Annotated in this window: 22 protein-coding genes and 2 pseudogenes; 9 read left to right on the top strand and 15 right to left on the bottom strand. The window is 72.5% G+C overall.

What is annotated here, in order from left to right:
* The first annotated feature begins 213 nt into the window (after positions 1-213).
* The gene (locus NLX85_RS17685; protein WP_254336463.1) at positions 214-1,377 is read left to right on the top strand and encodes a hypothetical protein; all 1,164 of its coding nucleotides are present in this window, start codon (positions 214-216) and stop codon (positions 1,375-1,377) included.
* A 235-nt stretch (positions 1,378-1,612) separates the two neighbouring features.
* On the opposite strand, the gene NLX85_RS17680 is transcribed toward NLX85_RS17685, so the two are convergent.
* On the bottom strand, positions 1,613-2,011 hold the full coding sequence (locus tag NLX85_RS17680; protein ID WP_254336462.1) for a hypothetical protein: 399 nt from the start codon (positions 2,009-2,011) through the stop codon (positions 1,613-1,615).
* Between the two features lie 483 nt (positions 2,012-2,494).
* A complete protein-coding gene (locus NLX85_RS17675; protein WP_254336460.1) occupies positions 2,495-3,682 on the bottom strand; it encodes a hypothetical protein in 1,188 nt (395 codons plus the stop codon).
* A 216-nt stretch (positions 3,683-3,898) separates the two neighbouring features.
* On the opposite strand from NLX85_RS17675, the gene NLX85_RS17670 reads away from it, so the two are divergent.
* The 5 genes from NLX85_RS17670 to NLX85_RS17650 all read left to right on the top strand — a co-directional run bounded on the left by NLX85_RS17670 (position 3,899) and on the right by NLX85_RS17650 (position 8,283).
* Complete coding sequence (locus NLX85_RS17670; RefSeq protein WP_254336458.1) at positions 3,899-4,405, top strand: DNA cytosine methyltransferase; 507 nt, start codon at positions 3,899-3,901, stop codon at positions 4,403-4,405.
* Positions 4,406-4,885: 480 nt separating this feature from the next.
* Entirely contained in the window at positions 4,886-5,053 is a 168-nt protein-coding gene (locus tag NLX85_RS17665) for a hypothetical protein (protein ID WP_254336456.1), read from the top strand.
* A 200-nt stretch (positions 5,054-5,253) separates the two neighbouring features.
* A complete protein-coding gene (locus NLX85_RS17660) occupies positions 5,254-5,715 on the top strand; it encodes a YdeI/OmpD-associated family protein (RefSeq protein WP_254336454.1) in 462 nt (153 codons plus the stop codon).
* 630 nt (positions 5,716-6,345) lie between these two features.
* Complete coding sequence (locus tag NLX85_RS17655) at positions 6,346-7,725, top strand: FAD-binding protein (RefSeq protein ID WP_254336452.1); 1,380 nt, start codon at positions 6,346-6,348, stop codon at positions 7,723-7,725.
* Positions 7,726-7,767: 42 nt separating this feature from the next.
* Complete coding sequence (locus NLX85_RS17650; RefSeq protein ID WP_254336450.1) at positions 7,768-8,283, top strand: CGNR zinc finger domain-containing protein; 516 nt, start codon at positions 7,768-7,770, stop codon at positions 8,281-8,283.
* Positions 8,284-8,611: 328 nt separating this feature from the next.
* Here NLX85_RS17650 and NLX85_RS17645 read toward each other — a convergent pair whose 3' ends face one another.
* Together NLX85_RS17645 and NLX85_RS17640 are read right to left on the bottom strand one after the other, a co-directional pair.
* Positions 8,612-8,938: a TraR/DksA C4-type zinc finger protein gene (locus tag NLX85_RS17645; protein WP_254336448.1), complete on the bottom strand. Its 327-nt coding sequence runs from the start codon at positions 8,936-8,938 to the stop codon at positions 8,612-8,614.
* Between the two features lie 151 nt (positions 8,939-9,089).
* Entirely contained in the window at positions 9,090-10,352 is a 1,263-nt protein-coding gene (locus NLX85_RS17640; protein ID WP_254336446.1) for an FAD-binding oxidoreductase, read from the bottom strand.
* A gap of 132 nt (positions 10,353-10,484) precedes the next feature.
* Between NLX85_RS17640 and NLX85_RS17635 the strand changes: the two genes are divergently transcribed.
* Entirely contained in the window at positions 10,485-12,041 is a 1,557-nt protein-coding gene (locus NLX85_RS17635) for a CdaR family transcriptional regulator (RefSeq protein WP_254336444.1), read from the top strand.
* 292 nt (positions 12,042-12,333) lie between these two features.
* Here NLX85_RS17635 and NLX85_RS17630 read toward each other — a convergent pair.
* Both NLX85_RS17630 and NLX85_RS17620 read right to left on the bottom strand, forming a co-directional pair.
* A pseudogene (locus NLX85_RS17630) lies at positions 12,334-13,248 on the bottom strand (SDR family NAD(P)-dependent oxidoreductase); the annotation flags it as partial.
* 226 nt (positions 13,249-13,474) lie between these two features.
* Complete coding sequence (locus NLX85_RS17620; protein ID WP_254336442.1) at positions 13,475-14,506, bottom strand: glycoside hydrolase family 3 N-terminal domain-containing protein; 1,032 nt, start codon at positions 14,504-14,506, stop codon at positions 13,475-13,477.
* Between the two features lie 811 nt (positions 14,507-15,317).
* Here NLX85_RS17620 and NLX85_RS17615 point away from each other — a divergent pair.
* Positions 15,318-15,779, top strand: coding sequence for a hypothetical protein (locus tag NLX85_RS17615; RefSeq protein ID WP_254336440.1), 462 nt, complete (start codon positions 15,318-15,320; stop codon positions 15,777-15,779).
* 60 nt (positions 15,780-15,839) lie between these two features.
* Here the strand turns inward: NLX85_RS17615 and NLX85_RS33070 are convergent.
* The 6 genes and pseudogenes from NLX85_RS33070 to NLX85_RS33065 all read right to left on the bottom strand — a co-directional run.
* Positions 15,840-16,070: pseudogene (locus NLX85_RS33070) on the bottom strand (dihydrofolate reductase family protein); the annotation flags it as partial.
* A 155-nt stretch (positions 16,071-16,225) separates the two neighbouring features.
* Positions 16,226-16,375, bottom strand: a complete 150-nt coding sequence (locus NLX85_RS17605) for a hypothetical protein (protein WP_254336436.1) — start codon at positions 16,373-16,375, stop codon at positions 16,226-16,228.
* 102 nt (positions 16,376-16,477) lie between these two features.
* Positions 16,478-17,050 carry a GNAT family N-acetyltransferase gene (locus tag NLX85_RS17600; RefSeq protein WP_254336434.1) on the bottom strand — a complete coding sequence of 191 codons (573 nt, stop codon included), beginning with the start codon at positions 17,048-17,050 and terminating at the stop codon, positions 16,478-16,480.
* Positions 17,051-17,113: 63 nt separating this feature from the next.
* Positions 17,114-19,642 carry an FtsX-like permease family protein gene (locus NLX85_RS17595; protein WP_254336432.1) on the bottom strand — a complete coding sequence of 843 codons (2,529 nt, stop codon included), beginning with the start codon at positions 19,640-19,642 and terminating at the stop codon, positions 17,114-17,116.
* A gap of 1 nt (position 19,643) precedes the next feature.
* Positions 19,644-20,420: an ABC transporter ATP-binding protein gene (locus NLX85_RS17590; RefSeq protein ID WP_254336430.1), complete on the bottom strand. Its 777-nt coding sequence runs from the start codon at positions 20,418-20,420 to the stop codon at positions 19,644-19,646.
* Positions 20,421-20,451: 31 nt separating this feature from the next.
* Positions 20,452-20,583 carry a hypothetical protein gene (locus NLX85_RS33065; RefSeq protein WP_255509889.1) on the bottom strand — a complete coding sequence of 44 codons (132 nt, stop codon included), beginning with the start codon at positions 20,581-20,583 and terminating at the stop codon, positions 20,452-20,454.
* A 93-nt stretch (positions 20,584-20,676) separates the two neighbouring features.
* Here NLX85_RS33065 and NLX85_RS33060 point away from each other — a divergent pair, with 93 nt between their 5' ends.
* Positions 20,677-20,946: a heavy-metal-associated domain-containing protein gene (locus tag NLX85_RS33060; protein WP_308210755.1), complete on the top strand. Its 270-nt coding sequence runs from the start codon at positions 20,677-20,679 to the stop codon at positions 20,944-20,946.
* Here the strand turns inward: NLX85_RS33060 and NLX85_RS17580 are convergent.
* The 3 genes from NLX85_RS17580 to NLX85_RS33055 form a co-directional block, all read right to left on the bottom strand.
* A complete protein-coding gene (locus NLX85_RS17580) occupies positions 20,943-23,951 on the bottom strand; it encodes a BTAD domain-containing putative transcriptional regulator (protein WP_254336426.1) in 3,009 nt (1,002 codons plus the stop codon). The two genes, NLX85_RS33060 and NLX85_RS17580, sit on opposite strands and share 4 nt — an antisense overlap.
* Positions 23,952-24,079: 128 nt before the next feature.
* Positions 24,080-25,150: an NAD(P)/FAD-dependent oxidoreductase gene (locus tag NLX85_RS17575; RefSeq protein ID WP_254336424.1), complete on the bottom strand. Its 1,071-nt coding sequence runs from the start codon at positions 25,148-25,150 to the stop codon at positions 24,080-24,082.
* Positions 25,151-25,173: 23 nt separating this feature from the next.
* Complete coding sequence (locus NLX85_RS33055) at positions 25,174-25,371, bottom strand: heavy-metal-associated domain-containing protein (RefSeq protein ID WP_254336422.1); 198 nt, start codon at positions 25,369-25,371, stop codon at positions 25,174-25,176.
* Positions 25,372-25,471 lie beyond the last annotated feature (100 nt).

Raw genomic sequence — 25,471 nt, 5'->3', positions numbered from 1 at the left:
CAGCAGGCGGGCGGTGCCGGCGTCCCAGAACACGGTCTCCAGTCAAAGGCCACTTCCCGGATTCGGGAGGTGGCCTTTCTGCTTGCGTACAGCAGCTTTGTACAGAAACGGTCAGCGGGGGAGTGACGACCCACGGGCGCGGGCACGCGGGTTTATACGGCTGCCGGTTCTCGATCAGCCTGGCGGTCGGTCCCTGCTGCTACTTTGCCGGCCGTGAATGACTACCTGTGCGCCGTCGACTGGGAATCGTTGCAAGGTCCGTACGGACCGGCCTCGGACGTGCCAAGGCTGTTGCAAACGCTTAGATCTCACGACCCGGCGGCGCGGGCCGAGGCGGAAGAACAGCTCGAAGACCATCTCCAGCACCAAGGCTTGGTGGAGGAGCCGGCGGCGGCCGCCGCGCCGTACCTGATCGATCTGCTGGCCGACCAGGAGGCATCGGATCGGCTGGTGGCCTACCGCCTCCTGCGGACGATTCTCGATTGTGCCGAGCTGTACGAATCGCCGAGGCCGGCGTCGGACGTTCCGAGTCTCAGCGAACTCGCATCGCAGCGCTCGGACTGGTGGCTATCCGGGTCGCCGGAGTGGCGCAGGCATGGCGGATACCGACGCCCGGTCACTGCTCCCTGGCGCGCCGCGGCGTATGAGGCGGTCCGGGCGGGTGTCCCCACGTACCTGCTGGTCCTGCAGAGTCCCGATCCGCACCTTCGGCTCGGGATGGCGTATCTGCTCGCCGCCTTCCCGCGGGAGTGGGCAACCATGTCACCCGTTCTGGCCCAACGGCTCTCAGTGGAGATGGACCCGGCCGTAGCGGCGGAAATGTGCATCGCGGCGGGACTCGCCGGCCAACCCTCTGACGGCGCCATCGTGGATGCGGTAGGCCGATGGCGCGGCAACTCCGGCCGGCTTGTTCACCGGGCGGCGCTGATCGGACTGGTGCGGTTGGTCCCGGAGCCCGACACGGCGCTGCTGGCCGAACTGGCCGATTGCCTGATGGAACCGGTTGTGGATTGGGGTTCACCGGATGGCGCGATGGCCAACGCCACCGCCTCGGCCCTCGGCCGTCTCACCGCCAACTCGGTGCCACAGCTCGCTGGTCTGCTGCTGGAGCGGATGCGGGTTCCGGACCCGCATCGGCATGACTTCCTGGCGCTGCGGCTCCTGCTCGGCCTGGCCTTTCCCGACGGTCCGCTTCCGGACGGCGCCGCGTTCGATGATCTCTCACCTCTCCAGCAGGAGGTCGTTCGTGTCGTCATACATGTCCGCCTGCTCAGGCAGGGTCCGATGATGCCGAGAGCCATCGGAGAGTGCAATCTCCCCTATACAGAGGAGGCTCTCGCGACCTGGTGTGCCGGGCAGCCTCAAAGCGCGAGCTGACCGTAGCGAGCGGACGCAGCATCACCCGTCGGCGGGTCGCGGTCCGTCGGTGGTTGCGGCAGCGCCATGCCACCGCCGACGACCCGGGACGAGCCGAGCAGACCGCCGCCAGGGCCGCCAGCGTCCGTCCGTGCGTCAAGGCCGTCTTGAGGTGGCGGCCCCGACGGCGGCCCGCTCCCGCAAGGGCGGGTCGACGGCGACGGGATGGCGAGGCCTCACTGGCTGGATCAGTGCCTCACCAGTCGCGCCACTCGTCGGTAAGTTCTGCCCGGTCGATGTTTCGTCGGGAGGTGAGACCATCGACATCAATACCGGCGTCTGTCAGGACATCGTCGACGTACTCACACAGCTCCTCGCGCTCGCCCGTCTCGATCCTGCTTCCGTGTTCCTCATCGATCAGGTTGAGAGCCATGACGACCCGCTCGACCGATGCGAAGACTTCATCATCCGACGGTGACGAGAATGAATGTACGCCTGCTTCATACGCGTCAAGAGCAGTATCGACAGCAGTGATGAATGCCTCTGGCCAGAGGTTCAGGGCGTAGGCGTCATCCTCAGCAAGGGTTCCTGCAGCGATGCGGCCTCTCTGGTGCTGCACCTCGCGGCCCCACTTCGCGGTGGGTCGTGTGATCATGGCGCGCAGCTTAGTGACCGCGTCTGATATCGATTGGAGTCGACCAGCCTGGGTGCCCATCTGAGTGACGATCGGTACGCACGCCGACGGACGTACTCGGACGCGGCGGACTGCCGCAGCAGCTCAGCAGGGGCTCACGGGCAGCTCATCGCCCGCCGATCAATCTTCCACCGAACGCGTCGCGAGGCTTAACCGCGGCGGTTGCCGAGTTCGGCTTTGAGCCGTCAAGGCGGCGGGTCGCGCTCGGCCTGCTGGCGGTGCAAGCGCTGGGCTCGCGGGCAATTCCCGGCCGAACAGGCCGCCCTGAAGTGCCTTTACCTGGTCGTCCGATCACCCGACTTGATCGGACGATGCCGGGCCAAGTGGGCGGCGCGCGGCCGGAGCCCGCGTTCCGGCTCCTCGCGGCCATCTGGATCGTCGGCCTGGCGGTCGGGGTCCTGCAGGGCTAGCTGCGCACCGCCAACACCGGTCACCCCTCGATGGTCACCGGATGGCCCGGCGCCGTCGGGTCAGGAGCAGTAGCACGCCGCCACCCACCAGCAGGGCGAAGCCGGTCCCGGCGGTCAGCCCGGCCCGGGACCCGGTGATCGGCAAGCTGCCGCCACCACCGTTACCGAGGTGGCGGCCGCCACCACCACCGCCACCACCGTCACCGGGGCCGCCACTACCTCCGCTGCTGCTGTTCGCGACCACCACGACCGCGAACCCGTCCTGGTTGTCGCTGTCGTCCACGTCGACCGCCCGTACGGCGACCGCGTTCGCGGGGAGGTCGCTCCGCGCCAGACCGGAAAGGTCCGACCGAGGCTCGCTCAGGCCTTCGACCCGGACGGTCCCGCTCCGCAGCGTGACCGGCGCCTTCGTGGCGGCCGACACCGTCACCAGGTGGTACAGCTCGACGGCGGAGTGGAGCTGGTCGTTCGGGTCGGTGTCCTGGTCGACCGGAATGAGGACCAGCCGGTCGTAGGTGCAGACCGCCGTGCGCCCGGCGGCACCGAGGACGCATTCACTCGGCGGCCTGGTGAACGTCGCGCCCGTGGGCAGGCGCAGCTCGACCTTGACGCCACCGACCGGCTTCCGCCCCTGGTTGGCGATCGTGTAGCGCACCGCGCCCGTCTCGCCCGGATTCAACGTGCCGGTGGATTTGAGGCTGCCGTCGGCAGCGATCTGCACCGACTGCGTCACGTCCGGCGCGACCACCGAAAGGTCGGCTTCGGGGTGGTCCACCACCTCGATCGGGAACCACTTCGTGTTGTCGGCCGGATTCGTGTCGACCGGTTTGACCTCGACCGTCACCTTGATCCGGCCCGCGAAGGGCTCTCCGGTCTGAACGGTGGCGAGGACGGGAAGCTCCACCGCCTCGCCCGGCCCCGGAAGCTGATCCGGCAGCAGGTCGCAGTACCAGCCGGAGACATCCCCGTCGCACTCACCCAGCCCGCCGGTCGGCCAGAGCGTGATCTTGAAACTCGACGGATCCAGCTCCGACGCGTCGACCCGGACGACGACCTGGGTCGGGGTCGCGTCGCCCTGGTTGCTGATCTTCAGGTGAAGCGTCTTCTTTGTGACCCCCAGCGGAATCGTCCCGCCGGCCAGGTCGACGGTGAGGTCCGTACCCGTCGGCGCCGCCGAGGCGGACGCGGCGGGCACGCCGACCCCTCCGAGAAGAAGCAGCACGGTGGCCACCGTTCGGGGCAGCCACGGAAGTCCGAATCTCATGACGGAGCCCTCCGGACGAACGGGCGGTCAATGCGTGGACACTATCCGCGGCCGGCCGGGTTCGGTATCCCCCGCGTGACCCGTTCCGGAGGGCGCGCCTAGGAGGTCGGCTCGGCCAAGCGCTGTGGGAACGCGGCCCGCCCCTCGGCTGATGTCGGAGTCTCCGGTGTACCGGTGCGGGTTGGTCGCGGTGTGGTGCGGGCCGTCGAGATGGTGCTCGGCGGCCGCCTCACCTGGTACGCCGAAACCGACCGACACGCCCGCACCGTCCTCGCCCACCACTGGCCCGAGGTGCCCAACCTCGGCGACATCCGCACCATCGACTGGACCCGCGTCCGGCATGTCGACGTCCTCACGACAGGCTTCCCCTGTCAGGACATCTCCAACGCCGGCAAACGCGCCGGCATCACCGGCCCCCACTCCAGCCTCTGGCGGCACATCACCACAGCCCTTCGCCATCTTCGACCCCCGCTCGTGTTCGTGGAGAACGTCGCCGCCCTGCGCAGGCGCGGACTCGACGTCCTCCACACCGACCTGGCCGCGCTCGGGTACGACACGAGCTGGCTGTGCCTACGCGCATCCGACATCGGCGCCGCCCACCGACGCGACCGGCTGTTCCTGCTCGCCACCACCAGCGGCGGGGGAGAAGGTGCGGACACTTCCCGCGCCCTGCGCCCGTGACGGCAAAGGACCCGGACACACCACAACGGGCTGCCCGACGTCATCGAACCCCACGGCACCCGCCACAAGTTGTTGCCAACCCCACGCACCAGCGACACCGGCACCCCCGGCCGCCACGCAGGCGACGGCTTCCGGCCGCCACTGTCACAAGTGCTCCTACCCACCCCCTGGGCAACGGACGGGCAGAAAGGCCGCCCGGGACAACCGGGCTCCTACGGCGACCTCACCCTTCCGTCCGCAGCCGTGCGATGCGCAGCGCCTGCCCTACCGACGCCCCGGGCCTCCGACGCGCGAGGCCCCGGCCACCACGGCGACGGCGGCCCCGACCTTCGGACCACCGTCGCCCAGCTCGGCGCCAGCAGGCTGGAAACACCCGATGAGGCGGCCTGGGGGATCGACGCACCGGCGGTCGCACGCTGGGAGCTCCTGATCGGCCGGCCCGTTCCCGCGCCCACTCAACCCGGCCAGCACGGCAAGCCCGTGCTCGCACCGCCGTTCGTGGAATGGCTCATGGGCCTACCCGCCCACTGGGTCACCGACCCCACCCTCGATCTTCCCCGCACCGGCGCGTTGCGCGTCCTCGGCAACGGCGTCGTCCCCGCCCAAGCGGCGACCGCCCTACGTCTCCTGCTCTGCCGCCACCACTGAGAGCCACACCACGCGGAACTCTTCGCGGGCGGCCCATTCCGCGGCCCGCGAAGAGCCCGCGTCAGCCCTGGCCTCGTCACCGACCTCGCCGGCCCGGACGTCATCTGGCCGTCACCAGGACCGCGTGGAGCAGCAACTTCAGGCCGACCGTAGGTGATCTAGCGGGATATTGCCGGACACCTGACGGCTACGATGGCGGCATGGCCGAGAACCTCACGTTGGCGTTGACGTTGGAGCAGCGTGGTCCGGCGGGGGCGTTCGTGCTGTCCGACGAGCAGGTAGCCGTCGTGGGGGAGGGGCGCAGGACGTTCCCGGTGCGGGTCAGTGTCAACGGGGTGACGTTGCCGCTGCGGGTGGCTCGGATGGGTGGCGAGAACCTGATCGGGTTGTCCCGCGCGGCGCGGGAGCAGGCTGGGGTGAGCATCGGGTCGGCGTACGAGGTCGGCATCGCCCCCGACGTGGGGACGCGTGCTGTCGAGGTGCCTGAGGACCTGGCCGGCGCTCTGGCCGGCGACGCCGACGCGCAGGTGGCGTTCGAGGCGCTGGCCCCCTCGCATCGGAAGGAGTTCGTCCGCTGGATCACCGAGGCCAAGCGGGAGGCCACCCGGGCGCAGCGGGTCACCAAGACCATCGAGATGTTACGTGCCGGCACGCACCGCTGAGCCCACCGGATCTCGTCGTTCGGAACCCGGAGAAGTGGATCTGCTCGGGCTGGCCGTCGAGGTAGCTGACGACGTGTACGCCCTGCCATCAATCGTGGATTGAGAACGGGTCGACCGTCTTCATCCACTTAACAACCTGATCCGGGGCCGTCGTTCGGGTCGGGCTCCTCGCGGTAGTACGCGCCCCGGTTGTACGCGTCCTGACGCGACTGTTCGAGCGCAGCGGCGACCTCCGGCTGGTAGGTGACGCTGTACGACCATCCCGACGCGCCCACGTTCTCTCCGCTCGACCTCGACCGCCGCTTGGCCCGCACCTCCTGCCCGACGACGGGCGAAAGCGAACGTGCATCCTTTCTCGCCACTGACCACCGTGGTCCGCCCAGCGCCGACGGCCCGGGACGACTGACCGCTAGTCGACTGAGATGTCGGTCACCGCCGGACCGGCCGAGCCGGAAGACAAGGCCTGACCAGGAGTTTCACCCACCGTCGGGTGATCGGCGGACGGGTCGGAGCGGGCGGCGCTCCTGACCGGAACTTCACTGTCAGCTAGTCGTCCGCCAATTTGCTTCCCTTGAGCACACGGCGTGCCGCTGACTGGAGACATCCATTGAAAACGAAACGGAGTCAGCCGTGTCCACCACCAACCAGACCGGGCGTGCGATCGTCCTCGGCGGCAGCATCGGCGGCCTGCTCGTCGCCCGGGTGCTGAGCGAGTCGTACGCGACGGTGACCGTCTTCGACCGGGACGACCTGCCGGCCGACGCCGCCGACCGCAAGGGTGTGCCGCAGAGCGAGCACTCGCACGGCCTGCTCGCCCGGGGTCGCCAGATCCTCGAGGAATTGTTCCCTGGCCTGACCGCCGACCTGACCGCCTACGGTGCCGTCCCCGTCGACATCCAACGGGACTGCCTATGGATCAACGACGGCCACCGGATCCCCCGGGTCGCCTCCGGTCTGGCGGGGCTCTGCGTCAGCCGGCGCGCCTTGGAGGCGTACGTCCGGGATCGGGTCCGTGCGCTGCCCAACGTGGAGATCCGGGACCGGTGCGAGGCCGTGGGGCTGGTCGCCGAAGGCGGCGCGGTGACCGGCGCGCGGGTCCTTCCTCGCGGCGGCCGGGAGGAGCGCCACGTCGGCGACCTCGTCGTGGACGCGACCGGCCGCGGCAACCGCGGTCCCGCCTGGCTTGCCGAGCTCGGCTACCAGCCGCCCGCAGAGGAGCGGGTGGACCCGCGGACGGTGTACGTCTCCCGCGACTACCGTCGCGCCCCGGGCGACACCGACTTCGCCGCCGTCATCAGTAGCCCGTCGCCGGCAGCCCCGTACGGCGGGGTGGCCATCTCCGCAGAAGGCGACCGGTGGATGGTGACGCTCCTCGGCGTCGGCCCGGACCACGCCCCGCCGGTCGACTCCGAGGGTTACCTCGCCTTCGCCGGTCGGCTGCCCGCGCCGGAGCTGCACGCGCTGTTGAGCCGGGCGGAGCCGCTCGGCCCGCCGAAGCGGATGCGGCTGCCCACGAGCCAGCGGCGCCGCTACGAGCGCCTCGCCCGTCTCCCGGAGGGGTTCATCGCGGTCGCCGATGCGGTGTGCAGCTTCAATCCCGCGTACGGGCAGGGCATGACGGTGGCTGCGGCGGAGGCGATCGTGCTGCGTGACTGCCTCCGCCGCGGCCGGCGGGACCTGCCCCGCCGGTTCTTCGCCGCAGCGGCGAAGGTGGTGGACGTGCCCTGGGACATGGCCGTCGGCGCCGACCTGCGTCACCCGGCCGTGGTCGGGCCGCGCAGCGGCCGGACACGCTTCCTCAACGGGTACGTCACCCGGCTGCACGCCGCCGCCGCACGGCACCCCGTCGTCGGGCGGCGCTTCCTGAGCGTCGCCAATCTGATGACGCCGCCGCCCGGGCTCTTCGCGCCGGGGATCGTCGCCCGGGTGCTCTGGTCCGGCCGGCCCACCACGCCGGCGCCGGACCGCCGGCCGCTGGTGCCGCAGGTCGAGAAGTTGGTCGCCCGGTAGGTCGGCCCGCGCGGGTCGGCGGCCGAGGAGGGCCGGCTGGCGGTGATCCAGCAACTCGCCAACAGCTTCGACGTGCGGCGTGGGCGCGACGACCTGGCCGGCCCCGGGATGCCGCGGGCTGGCTTCGGGCGCGTGGCCTGCTCGGCCCCGCAGTTCGCCTTGACGGCCGTAGACCTCGCCCGGCTGCATCGGCTGCGCGAGGTGCTCCGCCGGATGTGCCTGGCCAACAACGGCGCCGAGCTTCACGCCGCCGGCATCGACGCCCTCCATGCTCTGGTACGCGACTCGGACATGGGGCCGGCGTTCACCGTCCACGGCGTCGGTCTGGACGTCTTGTCGTCGGGTGCTATCGGAGCGCTCGGGCAGATCGACGGGATCGTCTACGAGGCGATACGGGACGGGACCTGGGGCAGGGTTGAAGCCTGCCCGGAGGACGCATGCAACTACGCGTTCTACGACACGTCCCGCAACGGCTCTCGCGTGCGGTGCTCGATGGCGAGCTGCGGCAGCAAGGTGAAGATGCGCGCCTATCGTGCCCGCGCGAAAGCGGACCCCTAGTTGAGGAAGTCTCGGCGGACAGGTATCGAAGCGGGGTCCAACCTACGCAGTAGGCGTCGCGGCTGTCACCGCTAGCGCTCAGCACCTCGCCCTCCCTGCAGTCGCTTCAGCCAGCAGTCGCCAAGATCAGATGCACTACTGCTCGCGTCGATGATCAGAACTCCGCCCCGGGGAGGGAATCATCCGGCCACCGGTCGCGGCCGACGCGGCGGTGACGAACGCCGGAAAGCTTTCCGCGCGTGCCATCAACTCCGCGTTCCGGTACTGCTCGGCATACTGCCTCCCCCGCAGGTTGCCGTGGCCATTAGCAGGAAGCCCGCGCTCTGATCTACGAGCCCGACAGGTGGGGAGCCTCCGGCTGGCAGGTGGTGCAGAACTGGGCCGCCGGCCGGATCGCCAGCTGCTCGATCGGGATATCGCAGTGGCACCTCTCGCAGGTTCCGTACCGGCCCTGTTTCAGATAGTGCAGCGCCCGGGCGATGTCGCCCAGGGCCCGTCGCGATGCCGCGGTCAGCGCGGACGCGGCGGCCAGGTCGCCCTCGTCACCGGGTGCCTGGCGGGCCTGCCGGGCCAGCAGCGCGAGCTGGGTGCTGTGCCGCTCGTACTGCTCCTCCAGGACGATCCGCAGCAAACCCAGCTCGTCCTGCCTGCTCACGACGTACACCTCGGAGTCCTTCCAACTTATGAAAAGAGCGGGCGGAGCGCTGTCGCGCTCCGCCCGCTCTTGCCGGTCAGGCGAATGTATCGGGACGACCATGGGGCGACCGGGTCCGGCGATCGCGAGCGACCGCCGGACCGACCAGGGCTCAGCGCAGCGGGTCGAAGGGGTGCAGCTCCGCGGGCTGCCGGCCCGTGGTGATCTGCTCGGCGAGCAGCTTGCCGGTCAGCGGACCGAGGGTGATGCCCCACATGCCGTGGCCGCCGGCGGCGAAGACCCGCGGCGACCGGGTGCGGCCGATCAGCGGCAGCCCGTCTGGGGTGCAGGGGCGCGAACCCACCCACTCGTCGGCGCGGTCGTCCAGGTCGGCGCCGCGCAGCAGCGGTCGGGCGGCCTCGGCGATGGCCAGGATACGGCGGCGGTCCAGGGGCGCCTCGGCGTTGCGGAACTCCATCATCCCCGCGACGCGCAGCCGGTCACCCAGCGGGGTGCACGCGACGCGCTGCGCCGGGAAGTACACCGGACCGGCCGGGACGTGCTCGAGCTGGATGCTGAAGCTGTAGCCACGGCCGGCCTGCACGACGGTCCGGACCCCGAAGCGCTGGGCGAGGTCACCGAGCCAGGTGCCGGTCGCCAGCACCACCGCGTCGTAGCGCTCGTCCGCGCCGGCCGAGGTCACCAGGCGGACCCCGGCTCCCTCGTCGTGAACGGTCACCACCTCCGCCCCGATCTCCAGCGCGGCACCGCGCGCCCGGACGGACTCGGCGAGTGCGTGCACGTACTCACCGGGGTTGATGAACCGCTGGCCGTGGAGCCGGATCGCGGCGCTGATGCCGTCCGACAGCGAAGGCTCGACCTCGCGTGCCTCCGCCCCGGTCAGGACGTCGAATTCGATCTCCTGGCCGGCCGAGTGGATGTGCGCCAGCTCATCGAGCAGGACCGCCCGTTCGGCCTCGGTCCGGTACGCCGCGATGAACGACTTCGCCTCGTGCGTCGTCGCGTCGACCCCGCCGGCCGTCAGCGCGTCGAACGCCTCGAACGCGCGGCGGTTCATCGGGATGTATGCCCGCATTGCGGTCCGCCACTTAGCCGCGGTGCTGTGCCGGGTGAAGCCCGCCAGGAACCGCAGGAGCCGAGCGTCGGCGCGCGGCGGCACGTAGACCGGCGACGACGGGCTCAGGACGGCGCGCAGGCCGTAGCGGAGCACCGCCGGCTCAGGCAGGGGAGTGGTGATGCCGGGGGTGAGCCAGCCCGCGTTGCCCCAGGAGGCGCCGGCCGCCACACCCGTGCGGTCGAGCACGGTGACCTGGATCCCCCGCTCCTGCAGGAACCAGGCGGTGGCCAGCCCGACCATTCCCGCACCGATGACGGCGATGCGCTGAGGGCTGGGCGCGGACCCGGTGGCAGACATCCGTTGTCTCCTTCACGGCAACTGAGATCGGCCCCATCCTGTCTCTACTGCGGCGGAACGTCATTGTTCCGCCGGGCCAATGCTCGTCCGTACGACTGGTCGAAACGAACAATGCCGAGGCACAATTCGGTCATGATCACCGTGGCTGGCATCGTGGACGCCGTCGGCGCCGCGCTGCTCAAGGTCGTCGTCGCCGCCGGAGCGGCGGAGGTCCGCGACGTGACCCTCGCCGAACTCGACGAAGCGCCGACCGGTCAGAGCGGCGACCTCGTCCTCGGCGCGGGCATCGCCACCCCTGATCAGGCCCTTGCCGTGATCGAGCGCTGCGCGGCGACTGCGGCGGCCGGCCTCGTCCTCAAGCCGCCGCTCGCCTCGCACCCCGACGTGACGTCGTCCGCCGCCGATCGCGACCTGACCTTGGTCGAGTTGCAGAGCCACGGGTCGTGGACCCAGCTCGTCTGGCTGCTCCGGGGCGTGATCGACCGGGCCGTCGCGCCAGGCTCGCCGGAGACCGGGGAAACCGGGGTGTACGACGAGCTGTTCGCGCTCGCCGACGCGACCGCCGCCATCGTCGACGCGCCGGTGACGATCGAGGACGCCCAGTACCGGGTGATCGCCTACTCGTCGCGTCAAGATCGCACCGACCCCGCGCGGGTCTCGACCATCGTCGGACGGCGGGTCCCCGGTGATGTGATCGCACATTTCCGTTCCCGCGGCGTCTTCCGCGAACTGGCGAAGGGTAGGCAACTGGTCTTCGTGCCGCAGGGCCCGGACGGGACGCTGCCCCGGCTGGTGATCCCGATCCGCGCCGGAGGTGAGCTGCTCGGCTCGATCTGGGCCGTCGTGGAGGGTCCGGTGCCGGACGAGCGCCTGCGCGATCTCCAAGGCACGGCGTCCGTGCTGGCGCTGCACCTGCTCCGCCTCCGGGTGCAGGCAGACGTCGCCCGCCGAGTGTCCGCCGAGCGCCTGAAGGCCGCCCTGCGTGCCCCCGCCCCGATGAGCCGCGAGGAACTCGGCCTGCCCCAGGGGCCGTGGCGGGTCGTCGCGCTCGGGGCGCACGGGGGGACCGGGGAGATCGTCGACAACCTGGCCCTGTGGGAGTCGATCACCCGTCGGCACGGTTGGCGCCAGCCGCTGATCGCCGATGTCGGAGACGTCCTGCTCGCCGTCGTGGTCGACCGGGGCGAGCTGCCCGGCTCCTGGCTCTGGATGGAGCGGCTGATCCGTGACATCGCCGTGCACGACCCGGGGCTGGGCGCCGGATCCGGCGGCGTCGCCGCCGAGCCGACCGACCTGCCCCGATCACGCGCCGAGGCGGCGGAACTGCTCGCGCTGCGCGGCTCGGCCCGGCAGCACGGTCCCGTGCTGCGGTTCGAGGACGTTTGGGCCGACGTGGTGGTGCACCGCGTGGTCACCGCCGTACCGCAGCCCGACCTGCTGGTCGGCGGACCGCTGCCCGCCCTCGTCGCCCACGACCGCAGGCACGGCACCGACTACGTCGCCACAGTCGCCGCCTGGCTCGAGCAGCAGGGAAACCCGAACAAGGCGGCCCGGCAGTTGCACGTGCACCCCAACACACTCCGGCACCGCATGCGCCGCCTCGCCGAGATCACCCACATCGACCTGGAGTCGTCGCGTACCCGGCTGGCGCTGCAGATCCAGCTCGCGGCGCTGCGACCAGGGTCCTGACGGGTTCCGCGGGCGGCGCCTTGTCGGCTCGGCTCCCACCTGGCGGCGTCGTGGAGGTCCGGTATCCGCGGGTCGCGGCGATCGAGGTGCAAAAGAAGCAGATACGGTGGCGGTCCGGGTCCGGCGCGAGGTGCCGCTGGTCTCGCGGATTGAGATTGGGGAGCATGTTGGGAGCAACCGGGTGCACTGAACGGCAACTGACGGCGCCGAACGGCACTCAACTGCACCCACCACGACTTGCGTGTTCTCGTTTACTCGGCCTGAGCCTGGGCGGCCGACGGGGGCGCGCTGATCACCAAGCGCAGGGCGCGTAGTCCTTCAGGAAGCAGCCGTAAAGGTCTTCGCCCTGTTCGCCGCGGACGATCGGGTCGTAGACCCGGGCCGCGCCGTCGACCAGGTCCAGCGGGGCGTGGAAGCCGGCGTCCGCCAGTCGCATCTTCGTCGGGTGGGGCCGCTCGTCGGTGATCCAGCCGGTATCGACGCTGGTCATGAGGATGCCGTCGGCCAGCATCTCCCGGGCGCTGGTCCGGGTCAGCATGTTCAGCGCGGCCTTGGCCATGTTGGTGTGCGGGTGCCCTGGCCCCTTGTAGCCGCGGGCGAACTGGCCCTCCATCGCCGATACGTTCACCACGTACTTGCGGCGGGCGGTGGCAGCGGCCATCGCCGGTCGCAGCCGGCTGACCAGCACGAACGGCGCGGTCACGTTGCACAGCTGGACTTCGAGCAGCTCGACCGGGTTCACCTCGTGCACCCGCTGCACCCAGCTGTTGACCGGGTCGAGGTCTGGCACCAGACCGCCGGCGTCGATGGCGGTGGCTGCCGCGATCCGTTCCGGCGAGGCGGACCCGCTGGTCAGCGCCAACGCGGTGAGCGCGTGCGGGGTGATTGTGGCCGACTTCGGCGGGGCGTCCAGGCTGCCCGTCGGGTCGCCCCGGCCGGCCGGTTTGGCGAACGTGATCATCTCCGGCAGCGGGCCGTCCGGCAGGGCCGCCGCCTCCGCGGCGACGAGCTGCGAGTACGCCCCGGGCGTGCGGCGGACGGTCTGCGCCGCGTTGTTGATCAGGATGTCGAGTGGTCCCTGGCTGCTGACCGAGTCAGCGAGGGCGATCACCTGGGCGGGGTCGCGCAGGTCGATCCCGACGATTCGCAGGCGGTGCAGCCAGTCCCCGCTCGCCGTCGAGGAGCGTAGCGACGAAGTCGTATGGGCTGGCTGATGGTGCTGGGCCGGTCGCTGACCTGGCCGTCGCCGAGTTCGACGACGCGCCAGGTGCCGTCGTCGCGTCGGGCGAGGTCGACGGTAAGGAAGGGGTCTCGGCTGCAGGATCAAACTCGAACAGCAGACAGCCAGCGAGATCTGCCTCGACGTGATCCGGAGGCAGAAGGAGTTGGTCGCCGGGCGGTGAGGCGAGCTAACCAGGTGGCGCACTAGCCGTTCAGTGGAGACGGGCCCGTAGGTCGGCGATCCGATCCGCCGCGGCGATGAAGCCGGTGGAGTCGAGCTGGCCCCCGGCCTGGGCGTTGACCAGGGCGGTGGTGGCGGCTTCGCCCTGGCTGACGTCACGGGCGGAGCACAGGATGAGGTCCATGCCGGCGGCTGCGGCGGCGACCGCGCGCTGACCGGTGCTGCCGTAGTGAGCCAGCGCACCGGCTTCCAGGGCGTCGGTGATGGTCACCCCGGTAAACCCGATGCGGCCGCGCAACTCTTGCCCGATCACGGTCGGCGACAGGCCCGCTGGGCGGTTCGGGTCCAGCGCCGGGTAGATGGCCCAGGAAACCATGACGAGGTCGACGCCGCTGGCGACGGCGGCTGAGTACGGGAATTCGTCGGTGCCGCGCAACCTGGCCAGCGACTGGGACAGGGTGACCGGCCCGGTGTCGGTGTTCTGGGCCGTTGCCGCCCATCCCAGTCCGGGGAAGTGCTTGGCGGTGGCGGCCACGCCGGTGCGCTGCTGGGCGGCGATGAACGCCCGCCCCAGGGGCGCGACGGTGCCGGGGTTCGCGCTGTAGGAGCGCTGGTACTGGTCGATGAAGTTGCCCGCAGAGGAGTAGACGTCGAGAACCGGGGCGAGGTTGACGTTCATGCCCACTGCGGCAAGGGTGCGGCCGGCACCGGTGCCCGCCGCGGCCGCTGCGGTGACCGGATCGGCGGACTGGCCGATCTGCTTCTTCGACCGCATGGGCGCCCCCGGCAACCGCCGGATCAGGCCACCCTCCTGGTCCACCATGAGCAGCAGCGGTACGTGGACCGGGCTTTGCGCCTGGGCTCGTCGCAACTGGGCGATCACATTGCTGATCTGGGCGGTGTCGGCGATGTTCTCCCCGAAGAAGATCACCCCGGCGGCCTCACCGGCGCGGATGATCCTCAAGAGGCCCGCCGGTGGTGTCAACCCGGGATAGGAGTAGATGATCCGCTGCCCGGCCAGTTGGCGCCTGGTAAGGCCGGCCGACCTGGTCGGCGCGGGCACGGACGGTACCGGCGCCGGCGGCCGCTGGACCCTCGTGGACGGCGGCGCGGTCGATGCGGACGGCGATGCCACCCATCCGCCACCCGACCCACTGGGCGTGAACCAGATTGAGCGTGTCGCACCAGGGGTGGACGGCCGGGGCGCGGGGGCGCGCGAGGACTGGCAGGCGACCATCGCAAGGCCGAGCGTCCCGGCCGCCAGAGCGGTGCGAACCTTCGCCGCTGGGTACACGGCCACCTCCACGTAGCTCGCACCGATACCGGTGCGCCGGACGGGACCCGACGATCAGTCGACGGTGACCGGTCTGCGGTGTTCCCACCTCATCCGCCAGCCACGATCAACGGTGCATACCCTCCGGCGGCGATCGGCAGCGCTGCGCCTGCTGGTATGGGCGCCTCCCTGTGTCACCGGATCCCGCGCGGCGGCTCTATCAGCAGTATGTGCGCGACATTCGTCGGTGACTAGTCGCCCACCCCCGTCCCCTCTGAGCCTTGGACGTTGGAGTTCAGCTCCGGGGTCAGTCGGCACGCCGATCAGCGCGTCCGCGAGCAGTGCGCACACCCGCCGCGAGCCGCGCGATACGCAGCGTGACTCAGCACCGGAGTGCATTCGGGAAGGCGACCACTTCGAGCTGGTCCATCACCCCAACGCCTGGTCCCTCGCATTCTCGGATGCCGTCGCCTGGCCCGAATGTCACACTGCCGCGGTGGAGGGCTTTCGGTGTGCGAGCTGCGGGAACACGCTGAGCGTCCCAGTCCGGTTGGTGGGGCTGCCGGCGGGGCCGCACTGGTCGCTCCTGGATTGCCATCACGTGAACCCGCCGCTCCTCGAGCCCGGCACCTATGCGATCGGCGAGGCCGCGTATGGCCGTGATCAGGTCGTCGGCACCTTCGTGCTCTCACCCGGCGACGTACGCGGGACACGCTTCGTCCACAACCTTGTTCGCACGGGCCGCTGGTCAGTGGTGGGGTGGAACCCGTGTGTGGCTTGCGAAGACTGCGGCGCCGTGGTCGCCATCCGAACGGATGACTGGAGGGTGGCTCAGGAGACGCGCTTCTACCCAGCGATGGTCGTCCGGGAGCCGTGTGACGAAGGGCCTGATCGCGCCACGGTTCCTTTTGCGCTGATCGCCGACTGGGATAGCCCCGCGCCCGACAACAGACAACACGGCTGGGTGCCCAAGCCGCGCCGTCCTCGTCCCGAACTCGTTGCGACCCTCTGGCGCGGCCGAGGTTTGAAAGAGCATCTCTTTCGGGACGATCCACCAGCCTGACCAACCCCCCGAGGGTCCCTCGGGGTCGGCCCCTGAACAGGGCCGACCCCGACGGGCTGCTCAGCGGATGACGTCGTAAATGAGCTTTTGGATTCCGTTGGCGTATGACTCGCTTTCAATGAGCTTGAGGTTCTGCTTGTCCCGATCGGTGTCGCTGAACAGCCGCTTGCCCGCGCCGAGCAGGACTGGGAAGACCAGCAGGTGGTAGCGGTCGATCAGGCGGGCGTCGGCCAGGTTGCGGTTCAGGGTGGCGCTTCCGTTGATGATGATCGGCCCGCCCTCGGTCTTTTGAGCGCGGCGACGTCGGCCAGCACCAGGATGCCGGACAGCGTCGTGTAGGGGCGCGGCTCGTGCACGGCGGACACGATCGGCTGGTTCCCCGCCACCGCCAGCAGCATGCCCACCGGCGCCCACTCATGGCACGACGGTCCGACGGAACCAGTCGTTCAGCCGCCCGGGCAACGGGTGTCCCCGCCGCTGTGTTCCACGCAGTGCCCCGGCGGGCCGGGCGTCGTCACGGGCGGCGCCGGATCGAGGTTCCGGCCGGCGAGCACGGCGAACGGGACGGCGGGCACGGCGATCACGACGGTCAGCACCAGGAAAACGACCGCGGTGCGTACCAGCCGCAATTGGTCGCAACGAGCGCGAGGAGGGCCGGCCCGGCAGTCGCCACCAACGCGGCGACCAACAGCGCCAAGCTACGGCTGGAGGCGTTGCTGGAACGCGATCCCGCCACGGCCGCCACACCACTGTGCGCGCTCGGTGGCGCCCGGCCTGACGCCAGATGCCTCGGTGTCTCCTAACGAGAGCAGCGGGAGATAGTCATCCGGACGCCAGCCGACGATCACCTTGGTGAAGAGCCGCGCGCCGAGCCGGCGGTAGAACCGTTGCGCCGCGGCGTTCTCCGGCTTTACCTCCCACCGGATGGCGAGGCGGTCGACGGCGGCGCAGTGGGCGAGCGCCGTCATCAGCCTTCGCCCCACCCCGCCGTCGCGGGCCTGCGCGCGGACGTACAGGTCGTCCAGGGCGAGGATGTCCGCGCCGGTCCACAGGTGCAACCGGCGCTGCGCCGACACGTAGCCCAGCGGCTCGCCGGCCCGCTCGGCCAGCAGGACGGTGACGTCAGCTCGTGCGAGCAGGCTGCGCCACCCGGCGGTGGTCACGATGACGTGGGCGCTGTCTCCCTCGTGGGCGGCGATCTCCCGGACCAGCGTGTCCACGGTCGTCGCGTCGTTCGGGCCGGCCCGGCGGATGGTGATGGTGTCGTTCATGGTGCTCTCTTTCGAAGGTGGTGGCCGGGCGGCACCGGACGAGGCCGGTGCCGCCCGGGGGAGTCACGGGGTGCCGACGGCGGTGAGGACGTCCAGCCGGGCGGCTCGCCGGGCGGGCAGCAGCCCGGCGAGGAGACCGGCGGCGAGGGCGACGGCCAGCACCAGGAGCAGCCGGCCGGCCGGCACCGCGAGCACTGTCGGAGCGTCCCGGCCCAGCGCTCGGACCGTGGCGGCGGCGAAGCCGCCGCCCAACGCGATCCCGAGGACGCTCGCCAGCGCGGCAACGAGGACAGCCTCGCCCCGGATCATCCAGCGCAGTTGCCGGCGGGTCATTCCGACCGCCCGCAGCAGCCCGATCTCCGCGGTCCGCTCGGTGATCGAGAGGGCCAGGGTGTTGGTGATGCCGAGCAGTGCGATCAGCACGGCCAGCATCAGCAGCACCGTCACCAGGCCGAGCACCTGGTCGATCATCTGGGTTCGGCCGGCCACCGCGGCGGCCTGGTCGCGCAGTTGCGCGGTCGGGGTCTCGGACAGCGCCGCCCTGATGGCCCGCTCGGCGGCCGCCCGGTCGGTCCCCTCGGCGGTGCGGATCAGCACGCTCGCGTCCATCTCCTCGCTGTAGAGCCGGGCGAACGTGTCCAGCGAGATGAGGTAGTCGGTGGACAGCGCCCGAGCATCCCCGTCCCTTAGCAGGCCGACCACCGGAAGGCGGCGGGCGCCGGTGCGGGAGAACGTCATGGGCAACTCGTCCCCGACGGCCAGGCCCCGGTCCCGGGCCACGTGCTCGGCCAGCACGATGCCCCCGCCGTCCAGGGCCGCCAGGTTGCCGGCGGTGAAGTGCAGCGACGTCACCCGGGGCAGCGTCGACGGGTCCACGGCGGTGAGGGCCTGGGTGGCGTCCCCGTCGCGCCAGTGGCCGTAGCGCAGCCGGGACGCGACCGCCACCTCACGCAGCCGGCTCACCCGGTCGTACACGGTGGGGGAGAGGCCACCGAGCATCTCGTTGCGGGCGCTCTCCACGACGTGATCGGCGGTGATCACCTCGGCGTACGACTGGCGGACCGAGCTCTTGACCGACGTGCCGAGGACGGCCATGAAGCTGATCAACGCGAGGCCCAGCGCCAGCGCCAGGGCGGTCGCCGCGGTACGCCGCGGGGTGCGGGCCGCCGACGCGGTGGCCAGGCGGCCGGTCACGCCGGCGGCGGCCAGCGGCCGGCCGACGAGGCGTACCAGGGTCGGGGTGATCGCGGGGCCGAGCAGCGCGAGCCCGCCGACGGCGCCCAGCGCGGCCACGCCGAGCAGCGGGACCGGCGCGTCGGCGGCGAGCACCGCGGCGGTCGCGGCCAGGCCGGCCGCGGCGGCCAGCGCACCCGAGACCACCCGGAGCCGTCCGGTGCGGGCGGCGGCCGCCTCCCGCAGCGCCGCGACCGGCGCCACCGCCGCGGCCCGCCGAGCCGGGCCGACCGCCGAGCCGACCGTGACGAGCACGCCCACGGCGAAGGCCACCAGGACGGTACGGACGTTCAGCACCAGCCCGCCCTCCGGCAGCGGTACGCCGAACGCCCCGGCCAGGTTCCGAATGCCGGTGGCGGCGGCGACGCCGAGGCCGAGCCCCACGGTCGAGGCGGCGAGCCCGATCACCAGCGCCTCACCGAGGACGGAGCGCAGCACCTGCCCGCCGGTCGCCCCGGCGGCCCGCAGCAGGGCGAGTTCCCGGGTGCGCTGGGTGATGACGATGGAGAACGTGTTCGCGATCAGGAACGCGCCGACCAGCAGGGCCGCCGCCGCCAGGGCGAGCAGCACCAGTTGCAGCCAGCTGAGCTGGTCCCGGGCGGCGGCCGCCCCGGCCGCCGCGATGTCACGGCTCGGGGAGACCTCGTAGCCGGGGCCGACGGTGGCGCTGACGCGGTCCCGCAGTTCCTCCGGGGCGACGTCGGGTGCCGCGACCACCGCCACCTCGGAGACGGCGGAGCCGAGCCGGAGGAGGCGCTGCGCCGACGGGAGGGTGACCAGGGCGACCGTGCTGTTCGGCAGGCCGTCGCGGGCGCCGAACCCGACGAGTCCGACCACTCGCAACCGCGCGGTGTCGGTCGCCCGGACCGTCACGGTGTCGCCGAGCCCGATGTGGTGGCCGCGGGCGGTGGCCTCGTCGATCACCACCTCGTCGTCGGCGGCCGGCGGCCGGCCGCTTCGAACGGTGAACGCGCCGACCGGCGCCGGCACCCAGGAGGACAGCACGGAGGCACCGCTCGGCACGACCGCCGCGCCGTCCACCTCCAGCAGGCCCTGGCCCCGGACCTGTGGCCGGGCGGCGGCCACGCCGGGCACCGCGCCGATCCGTTCCGGCAGGCCGGCCGGCAGCGGATCCCGGGCGACCTCCACGCCCATCGCGGAGTCGAAGGCGACCGCGTCGCGCACGGTCAGGTCGACGCCGGCGGTCGCGGTGCGGAACTGGTCGTCCAGCAGCCGGCCGGACGTGTCGGTGAGGATCAGGCCGCCGGTGGCGAAGGTGACGCCGAGGACGACCGCGAGCAGGGTCAGCGCCAGCCGGGTCCGGCGGGCGAGGGTGGTACGCAGGGTCAGGCGCCACATGTCAGTTCCCCCCGGTGGCGGCGGGCGCGCCCAGGCGCGCCATGCGGGACAGGATGGCCGGAACGGTCGGCGCGTCGAGTTCGCCGTCGATCCGACCGTCGGCGAGGAACACCACCCGGTCGGCGTACGCGGCGGCGTGCGGGTCGTGGGTGACCATCACGATGGTCTGCCCGAGTTCGTCCACGGCCTGTCGCAGGAAGCCGAGCAGCGCCTCGGCCGCCTGCGAGTCGAGGTTTCCGGTCGGCTCGTCGGCGAAGACGATCTCCGGGCCGGTGACCAGGGCGCGGGCCACCGCGACCCGCTGTTGCTGGCCGCCGGATAGTTCCCCGGGCCGGTGCCGTAACCGGTCGGCCAGGCCGAGGGTGGCGACCAGGTGGGCCAGGCGCTCGGGGTCGGGCCGGCGGCCGGCCAGGGTGAGCGGCAGGACGATGTTCTCCCGGGCGGTCAGGGTCGGCACCAGGTTGAAGGCCTGGAACACGAAGCCGATCCGGTCGCGGCGCAGCAGGGTGCGCTGCCGCTCGGTCAGCTGGCCGAGGTCCGTCCCGCCGAGCAGGACCTGCCCAGCGTCGACGGTGTCGAGGCCGGCCAGCGCGTGCATGAGCGTCGACTTGCCGGAGCCGGACGGGCCCATGATCGCGGTGAAACGTCCGCCCGGGATGGACACCGTGGCGCCGTCCAGGGCGCGGACGGCGGCGTCGCCACGGCCGTAGGTGCGGACGACGTCCCGGGCCTGCACGGCGACGGTGGTGGCGGGGGCGGGAGCGGTGCTCGTGGTCATCGGGGATCTCCTGGCTGGTGCGTCGGGGGCTTCAGCGGGCGGTTCGGCGGCGCAGCGGGCTGCGGGTCGCGCGAACGGTGGCGGCGTGCCGGTCCCGGCGCAGCCGGCGGACCAGCTCGGCGCGCTCCAGGTGGACCAGCTCGGCGGTGAGCAGATGGTTCATGGCAACTCCTCGGTGCGGTTCGGGTGACACGAGGAGAGTCGCCGGTCGCGCTGTCCGGACGCTGGCTGTCGACGGGCTGGCGGCGGACAGCGAATGGACAGCGGCCCCGCCCAGACTGGCGGCATGGTGGAACGGAACCAGCCCGGGGCGTCAACGCCGGTGACCACCGTGCGGCTGCCGGCCGGCATATGCCGACGGTGCGTCCGCGCGGTCAGCGGGCGGGTGAGTGACCTGCCCGGGGTGGTGTCGCTGGAGTTCGACGTGAACGCCGGCACGCTGCGAGTGGGCGGGGAGGTGGATCCGGCCGCCCTGCGCCGGGCCGGACTGACGGTGTGCCGCGCCGGACCGGACTGCTCCGGTTAGCGGTCCGCCGTCAGGTCCTCGGCGGCCCGCCGGGCCGCGTCCGCCTCCTGCGGCCGCCCCGCGGCCGACGCCGCGTCGGCCGCCAGGCACCAGAGCCGGCGCCGCGCCCACGGGAACTCCCGCTCCTGGAGCAGGTCCAGGGCGCGGCGGCACTCGTCCGCCGCGCCGGCGGCGTCGCCGTCCGCGTACCGGATCCGGGCCCGGCCCCAGGCCGACCAGGCCTGGCAGCGCGGGTTGCCGCTGCGGCGGGCGGTGTCGTCGGCCTCGGCGAGCATCGCCGTCACCCCGTCGACCTCGCCCCGGTCCAGCCGGGTGTGCGCGAGCTGCACGAGGGTGAACGCCGTCGCGTGGGGTGAGGGGTTGCGCCGTGCCTCGGCCGCCGCCTCCTCCAGCGTGGCGATCGCCTCGTCGGGTCGGCCGGCCTCACGCAGCGCGATGCCCAGGTGCGCCAGGATCCCGGCGGGCAGCAGCAGGTCCCCCGCCTTCCGCGTCCACTCCAGGCTGTGGGCCCACTGCTCGGCGGACCGTTCGAAGGCGCCGGTCCGCAGATCCAGCAGCGCTTCGACGTAGTGGACCGTCCCGTGCCACCAGGGGTCGTCGGTGTCGCCCCGCTCGCGGACCGCCTTGGCGACCATCGCCCGGTACCGGTCCGGGTCGCCGTCGTACTGGCCCTCCCACGCGACGACCAGCCGCGAGGTGGCGGTGTTGACCGGGTCGCCCAGGCGCTCGAACGCCAGCACACTGTCCCGGGCCGCGGCCCGGGTCTGGGCGGTGGGGTAGTAGACGCCGAGCAGGCCGATCCGCTGCAGGGCGGCGGCCCGGGCGGCCGGCGTCGGGATGCCGGCGGCGAGCAGCGCGGTCAGGGCGCGGACCCCCTCGTACCGGGGGCCGTAGTTCCAGAACAGGAACAGGGCGTCCGCCAGCCGCAGGCCGGCGTCGACCCCGTCGTGCCGGTCCAGGCAGCGGTCGATCGCGGCGCGGAAGTTGTCGTGCTCCTCGGTCAACCGCGCCCAGGCGTCGGCGTCGGACCGTGCGTGCGGTCCGTACCGCTCGGCCTGCTCAATGAAGTGGGTCAGGTGCCGGTCGCGGGCCGCCTCCGTCTCGCCCGCCTCGGCGAGCCGGGCGGCGGCGTACTCCCGGATGGTGACCAACAGCCGGAACCGCCCGGTCGTCGGCTCCGGCACCACGAGCGACCGGTCGACCAGGCGGAAGAGCAGGTCCAAAACCTCGTCGGCAGCCAGGCCGTCGAACGCGCAGATCTGCTCGGCGGCGGCCAGGTCCCAGCCGCCGCGGAACACCGCCAGCCGGCGCAGCAGCCGCCGCTCGGCCTCGGACAGCAGGTCGTGGCTCCAGTCGAGGGTGGCCCGCAGCGTGCGGTGCCGCGCCTCGCTGGTCCGCGCGCCCGCCGTGAGCAGCGCGAACCGGTCGTGCAGCCGGGCCGCGATCTCGCCCGGCGGCAGCGCCTTCACCCGTGCGGCGGCCAGCTCGATGGCCAGCGGCATGCCGTCGAGCTGCCGGCAGATGTCCGCGACCACCGGCGCCGTCGTCTCGTCGAGGACGAACCCGGGGCGCACCGCCCGCGCGCGATCGACGAACAGGGCCACCGCCGGGCTGTCGCCGAGTCGCGCGAGATCAGCCGGACCGTCGGGTACGCCGAGCGGCGCCACCGCGAGCTGGGTCTCGCCGGGTACGGCCAGCGCCTCGCGGCTGGTGGTCAGCACGGTCACCGCCGGGCAGGCCGCGACGACCTGCTCGACCAGTTCGGCGGCCTCGTCGATGACGTGCTCGCAGTTGTCGACCACGAGCAGGGTACGGTCGGCGCCGAGCCAGGCCACCAGCGCGGCGGTCGCGGCCGCTCCCGGCCCGCCGGCGGGCACGCCGAGCTGACCGGCGACCGCCTCGGGCAGGTCCGTCCCGGTCGGCAGGGCGGCCAGGCGGACCAGGTGCACCCGATCGGCGAGGGTGTCGTCGGCGCGGCGTGCCACCTCCAGGGCGAGGGTGGTCTTGCCGACGCCGCCCGGTCCCGTCAGCGTCACCACCCGCTTCTGGCGGAGCCGGTCGAGCACCCGCTGCACGTCGTCCTGGCGGCCGATGACGGAGGCGAGCCGGCGGGGCAGGTCGCCGCGTTGCGGCGCCCGGGGGACGGGGACCGGCGCCGCCGCCGCCGTCCGGGCGGGCGGCACGGCGGGCGGGGCGGCCGGCTCGGCCACGGGTGGGGCGGCGGGTGCCGGGGCGGGCACCTGCTGGCGCAGGATCGCCTCGGCGAGCGCCTGGAGTTCGGGTGCCGGGTCGATACCCAGCTCGTCTGCGAGGCGGTGCCGCAGCGCGTGGTACGCGGTGATCGCCTCCGCCTGCCGCCCGCCCCGGTAGAGCGCCAGCATCAGCAGCCGGTGCAGCCGCTCGCGCAGCGGGTGGGTGGCGACCAGCCGTTCGAGGTCAGCCACCGCCTCGGCCTGCCGGCCCACCTCCAGCAGCAGTTCCAGCCGGTCCTCCACCGCGCCGAGCCGCAGCTCTTCCAGGCGGGCCGCCTCCGCGAGCGCCCAGTCGGCGTCACCGACGTCGGCCAGGGCCGGTCCCCGCCACAACCGCAGCGCCTCGTCGAAGCGGGCCAGCGCCGCGGCCGGTCCGTCGCCGGTGGTCGCGCTGCGCGCCGTTTCCAGCAGCCGTTCGAAGCGGTACGCGTCCACCGCGTCCACGGCCACCGCGAGCCGGTAGCCGGGGGCGCGGGTGACCAACAGGTCGCCGCCCGCCCCGGCGGCCACCAGGGCGCGGCGCAGCTTGGACACCCGCAGCTGCAACGCGTTCGTGGCGTCGGCCGGAGGCCGCTCGCCCCACAGCGCGTCGGTCAGCGCGTCCGCGGAGACCACCCGGCCCGCGGCGAGGACCAGCCGAGCCAGCAGCGCGCGGACCGCCGGTGCGAGTGGCGTGGCGGGACGGCCGGCCACCTGGAGCTCGACGGCGCCGAGCACCCCGAAGCTCACCGTGGGCTCGCTGTCCCCGCTCATCGCACTCCCGTCCGCCGCGGCGGACGCCGCAGGGCCCGCTCCGGTCGCCGGGCGGCTGCCCGGGCGGGCCCATGGTACGTCCCGACCGCCCTCGAAACGATCATCCGAGCGGCGGTGAGCTGCCGCGATCAGGCCGGGACCACCGGTCGGGCCGGCGCCGGCCGCCGGTCCTCGGCCAGCCGGGCGGCGAGCACCTCGGCGTCCCGGCCGACCCAGCCGAGCACCGCCGAGCCCCGGGCGCGTTGCCAGGGCAGGCCGAGGAAGTACAGGCCCGGCCAGTCCGTCACGCCTTCCCGCTGGACGGGGGCGCCGGACGGGTCCAGCACCGGCACCTGCAACCAGGGGTAGTGCGGGCGGAAGCCGGTGGCCCAGATCACCGCGTCCACCCGCCGCTGTCCGCCGTCGGCGAACCTGAGGTTGTCCCCGTCGGCGTCCACCACCCGACCGACCCGGTCCACCCGGCGCAGCAACCCGGCCACGTCGGTGCCGATGACGGGGTTCTGGGCGGCGATCCGGCGGCCCAGGACGCTCTCCGGGCCCAGCCGCATGGTTCCCAGCCGGGAGAACCACCAGAAGATGTCCCGGCCCAGCCAGCGCTGCGGCAGCACGGGACCGAGGGTCGGTGCGGCGAGCACCACCCGGCGGCCGTCGTCGGCGAGTTCGGCGGCGATCTGCACCCCGGTGTTCCCGCCGCCGACCACCAGCACGTCCTGCCCGGGCACGTGGCCGGGCCGGCGGTACCGGCTGCTGTGCAGCTGGGCGACCCGCGGTGCGAGCTTCCGCGCCACGTCGGGGATCCGGGGCGTGTGGAACGCCCCGGCGGCGACCACCACCCGCCGGGCGCGCACGGTTCCCGTCGAGGTGTCGACCGTGAAGCCGCCCGCCGTGCAGGGGCGGACCGAGGTGACCCGGCAGCCGAGCCGGACCGGCAGGTCGAAGTGCGCGGCGTACCGGGCGAGGTAGTCGGCGACCTCGTCCTTGCCGGGGTGCCCGTCCGGATCGCCGGGGAACGGCAGGCCCGGCAGGGCGGAGAACCGGCGCGGGGTGAACAGGGTCAGCGAGTCCCACCGGTGCCGCCAGGCGTCGCCGACGCGGTCGTGCGCGTCGAGGATCGCGAAGGGCACGCCGGCGCGGCGCAGGTGGTGGCCGAGCGCCAGCCCGGCCTGGCCGCCGCCGACGACCACGGTGTCCAGGTCCATCGGTCCGTCTCCCCTCGTACTGGTCAGGCGACCTGGTGGCCGGCTTCGCCGATGGCGGCCACCACCGCGGCCCGTTCGGCGTCGCCGTCGACCCGGACGGTGCGGCTGGCGAGGTCCACCGCCACGGCGCGGACACCGGCGACCAGGCGGACCTCCTCCCGGATCGCCTCGACGCAGCGGCCACAGCGGATGTTCGGCACGGAGAGCACGAGCTGGCTCACGGTTCACTCCTTCGTCCTGCGGGCCGCCCTCGTGGCGGCCGGCGGATCAAACCGTGCCGGGCAGCGCTGTCCGCGCCCTGTCGCCTACGCCAGGACGGGC

The organism is Micromonospora sp. A3M-1-15 (assembly GCF_024213425.1).
Taxonomy (GTDB): domain Bacteria; phylum Actinomycetota; class Actinomycetes; order Mycobacteriales; family Micromonosporaceae; genus Micromonospora; species Micromonospora chersina.
Note: the sequence above shows the minus strand (reverse complement) of the source record. Positions and strands in the feature narration are given on the sequence as shown.

What these genes read in the sequence shown, in the direction of transcription:
- NLX85_RS17680 (WP_254336462.1), bottom strand. Translation starts at nt 2,011, where the DNA reads ATGATCACACGACCCACCGCGAAGTGGGGCCGCGAGGTGCAGCACCAG.
- NLX85_RS17660 (WP_254336454.1), top strand. Translation starts at nt 5,254, where the DNA reads ATGGCCGAGAACCTCACGTTGGCGTTGACGTTGGAGCAGCGTGGTCCG.
- NLX85_RS17640 (WP_254336446.1), bottom strand. Translation starts at nt 10,352, where the DNA reads ATGTCTGCCACCGGGTCCGCGCCCAGCCCTCAGCGCATCGCCGTCATC.
- NLX85_RS17635 (WP_254336444.1), top strand. Translation starts at nt 10,485, where the DNA reads ATGATCACCGTGGCTGGCATCGTGGACGCCGTCGGCGCCGCGCTGCTC.
- NLX85_RS17600 (WP_254336434.1), bottom strand. Translation starts at nt 17,050, where the DNA reads ATGAACGACACCATCACCATCCGCCGGGCCGGCCCGAACGACGCGACG.
- NLX85_RS17595 (WP_254336432.1), bottom strand. Translation starts at nt 19,642, where the DNA reads ATGTGGCGCCTGACCCTGCGTACCACCCTCGCCCGCCGGACCCGGCTG.
- NLX85_RS17590 (WP_254336430.1), bottom strand. Translation starts at nt 20,420, where the DNA reads ATGACCACGAGCACCGCTCCCGCCCCCGCCACCACCGTCGCCGTGCAG.
- NLX85_RS33065 (WP_255509889.1), bottom strand. Translation starts at nt 20,583, where the DNA reads ATGAACCATCTGCTCACCGCCGAGCTGGTCCACCTGGAGCGCGCCGAG.
- NLX85_RS33060 (WP_308210755.1), top strand. Translation starts at nt 20,677, where the DNA reads ATGGACAGCGGCCCCGCCCAGACTGGCGGCATGGTGGAACGGAACCAG.
- NLX85_RS17580 (WP_254336426.1), bottom strand. Translation starts at nt 23,951, where the DNA reads ATGAGCGGGGACAGCGAGCCCACGGTGAGCTTCGGGGTGCTCGGCGCC.
- NLX85_RS17575 (WP_254336424.1), bottom strand. Translation starts at nt 25,150, where the DNA reads ATGGACCTGGACACCGTGGTCGTCGGCGGCGGCCAGGCCGGGCTGGCG.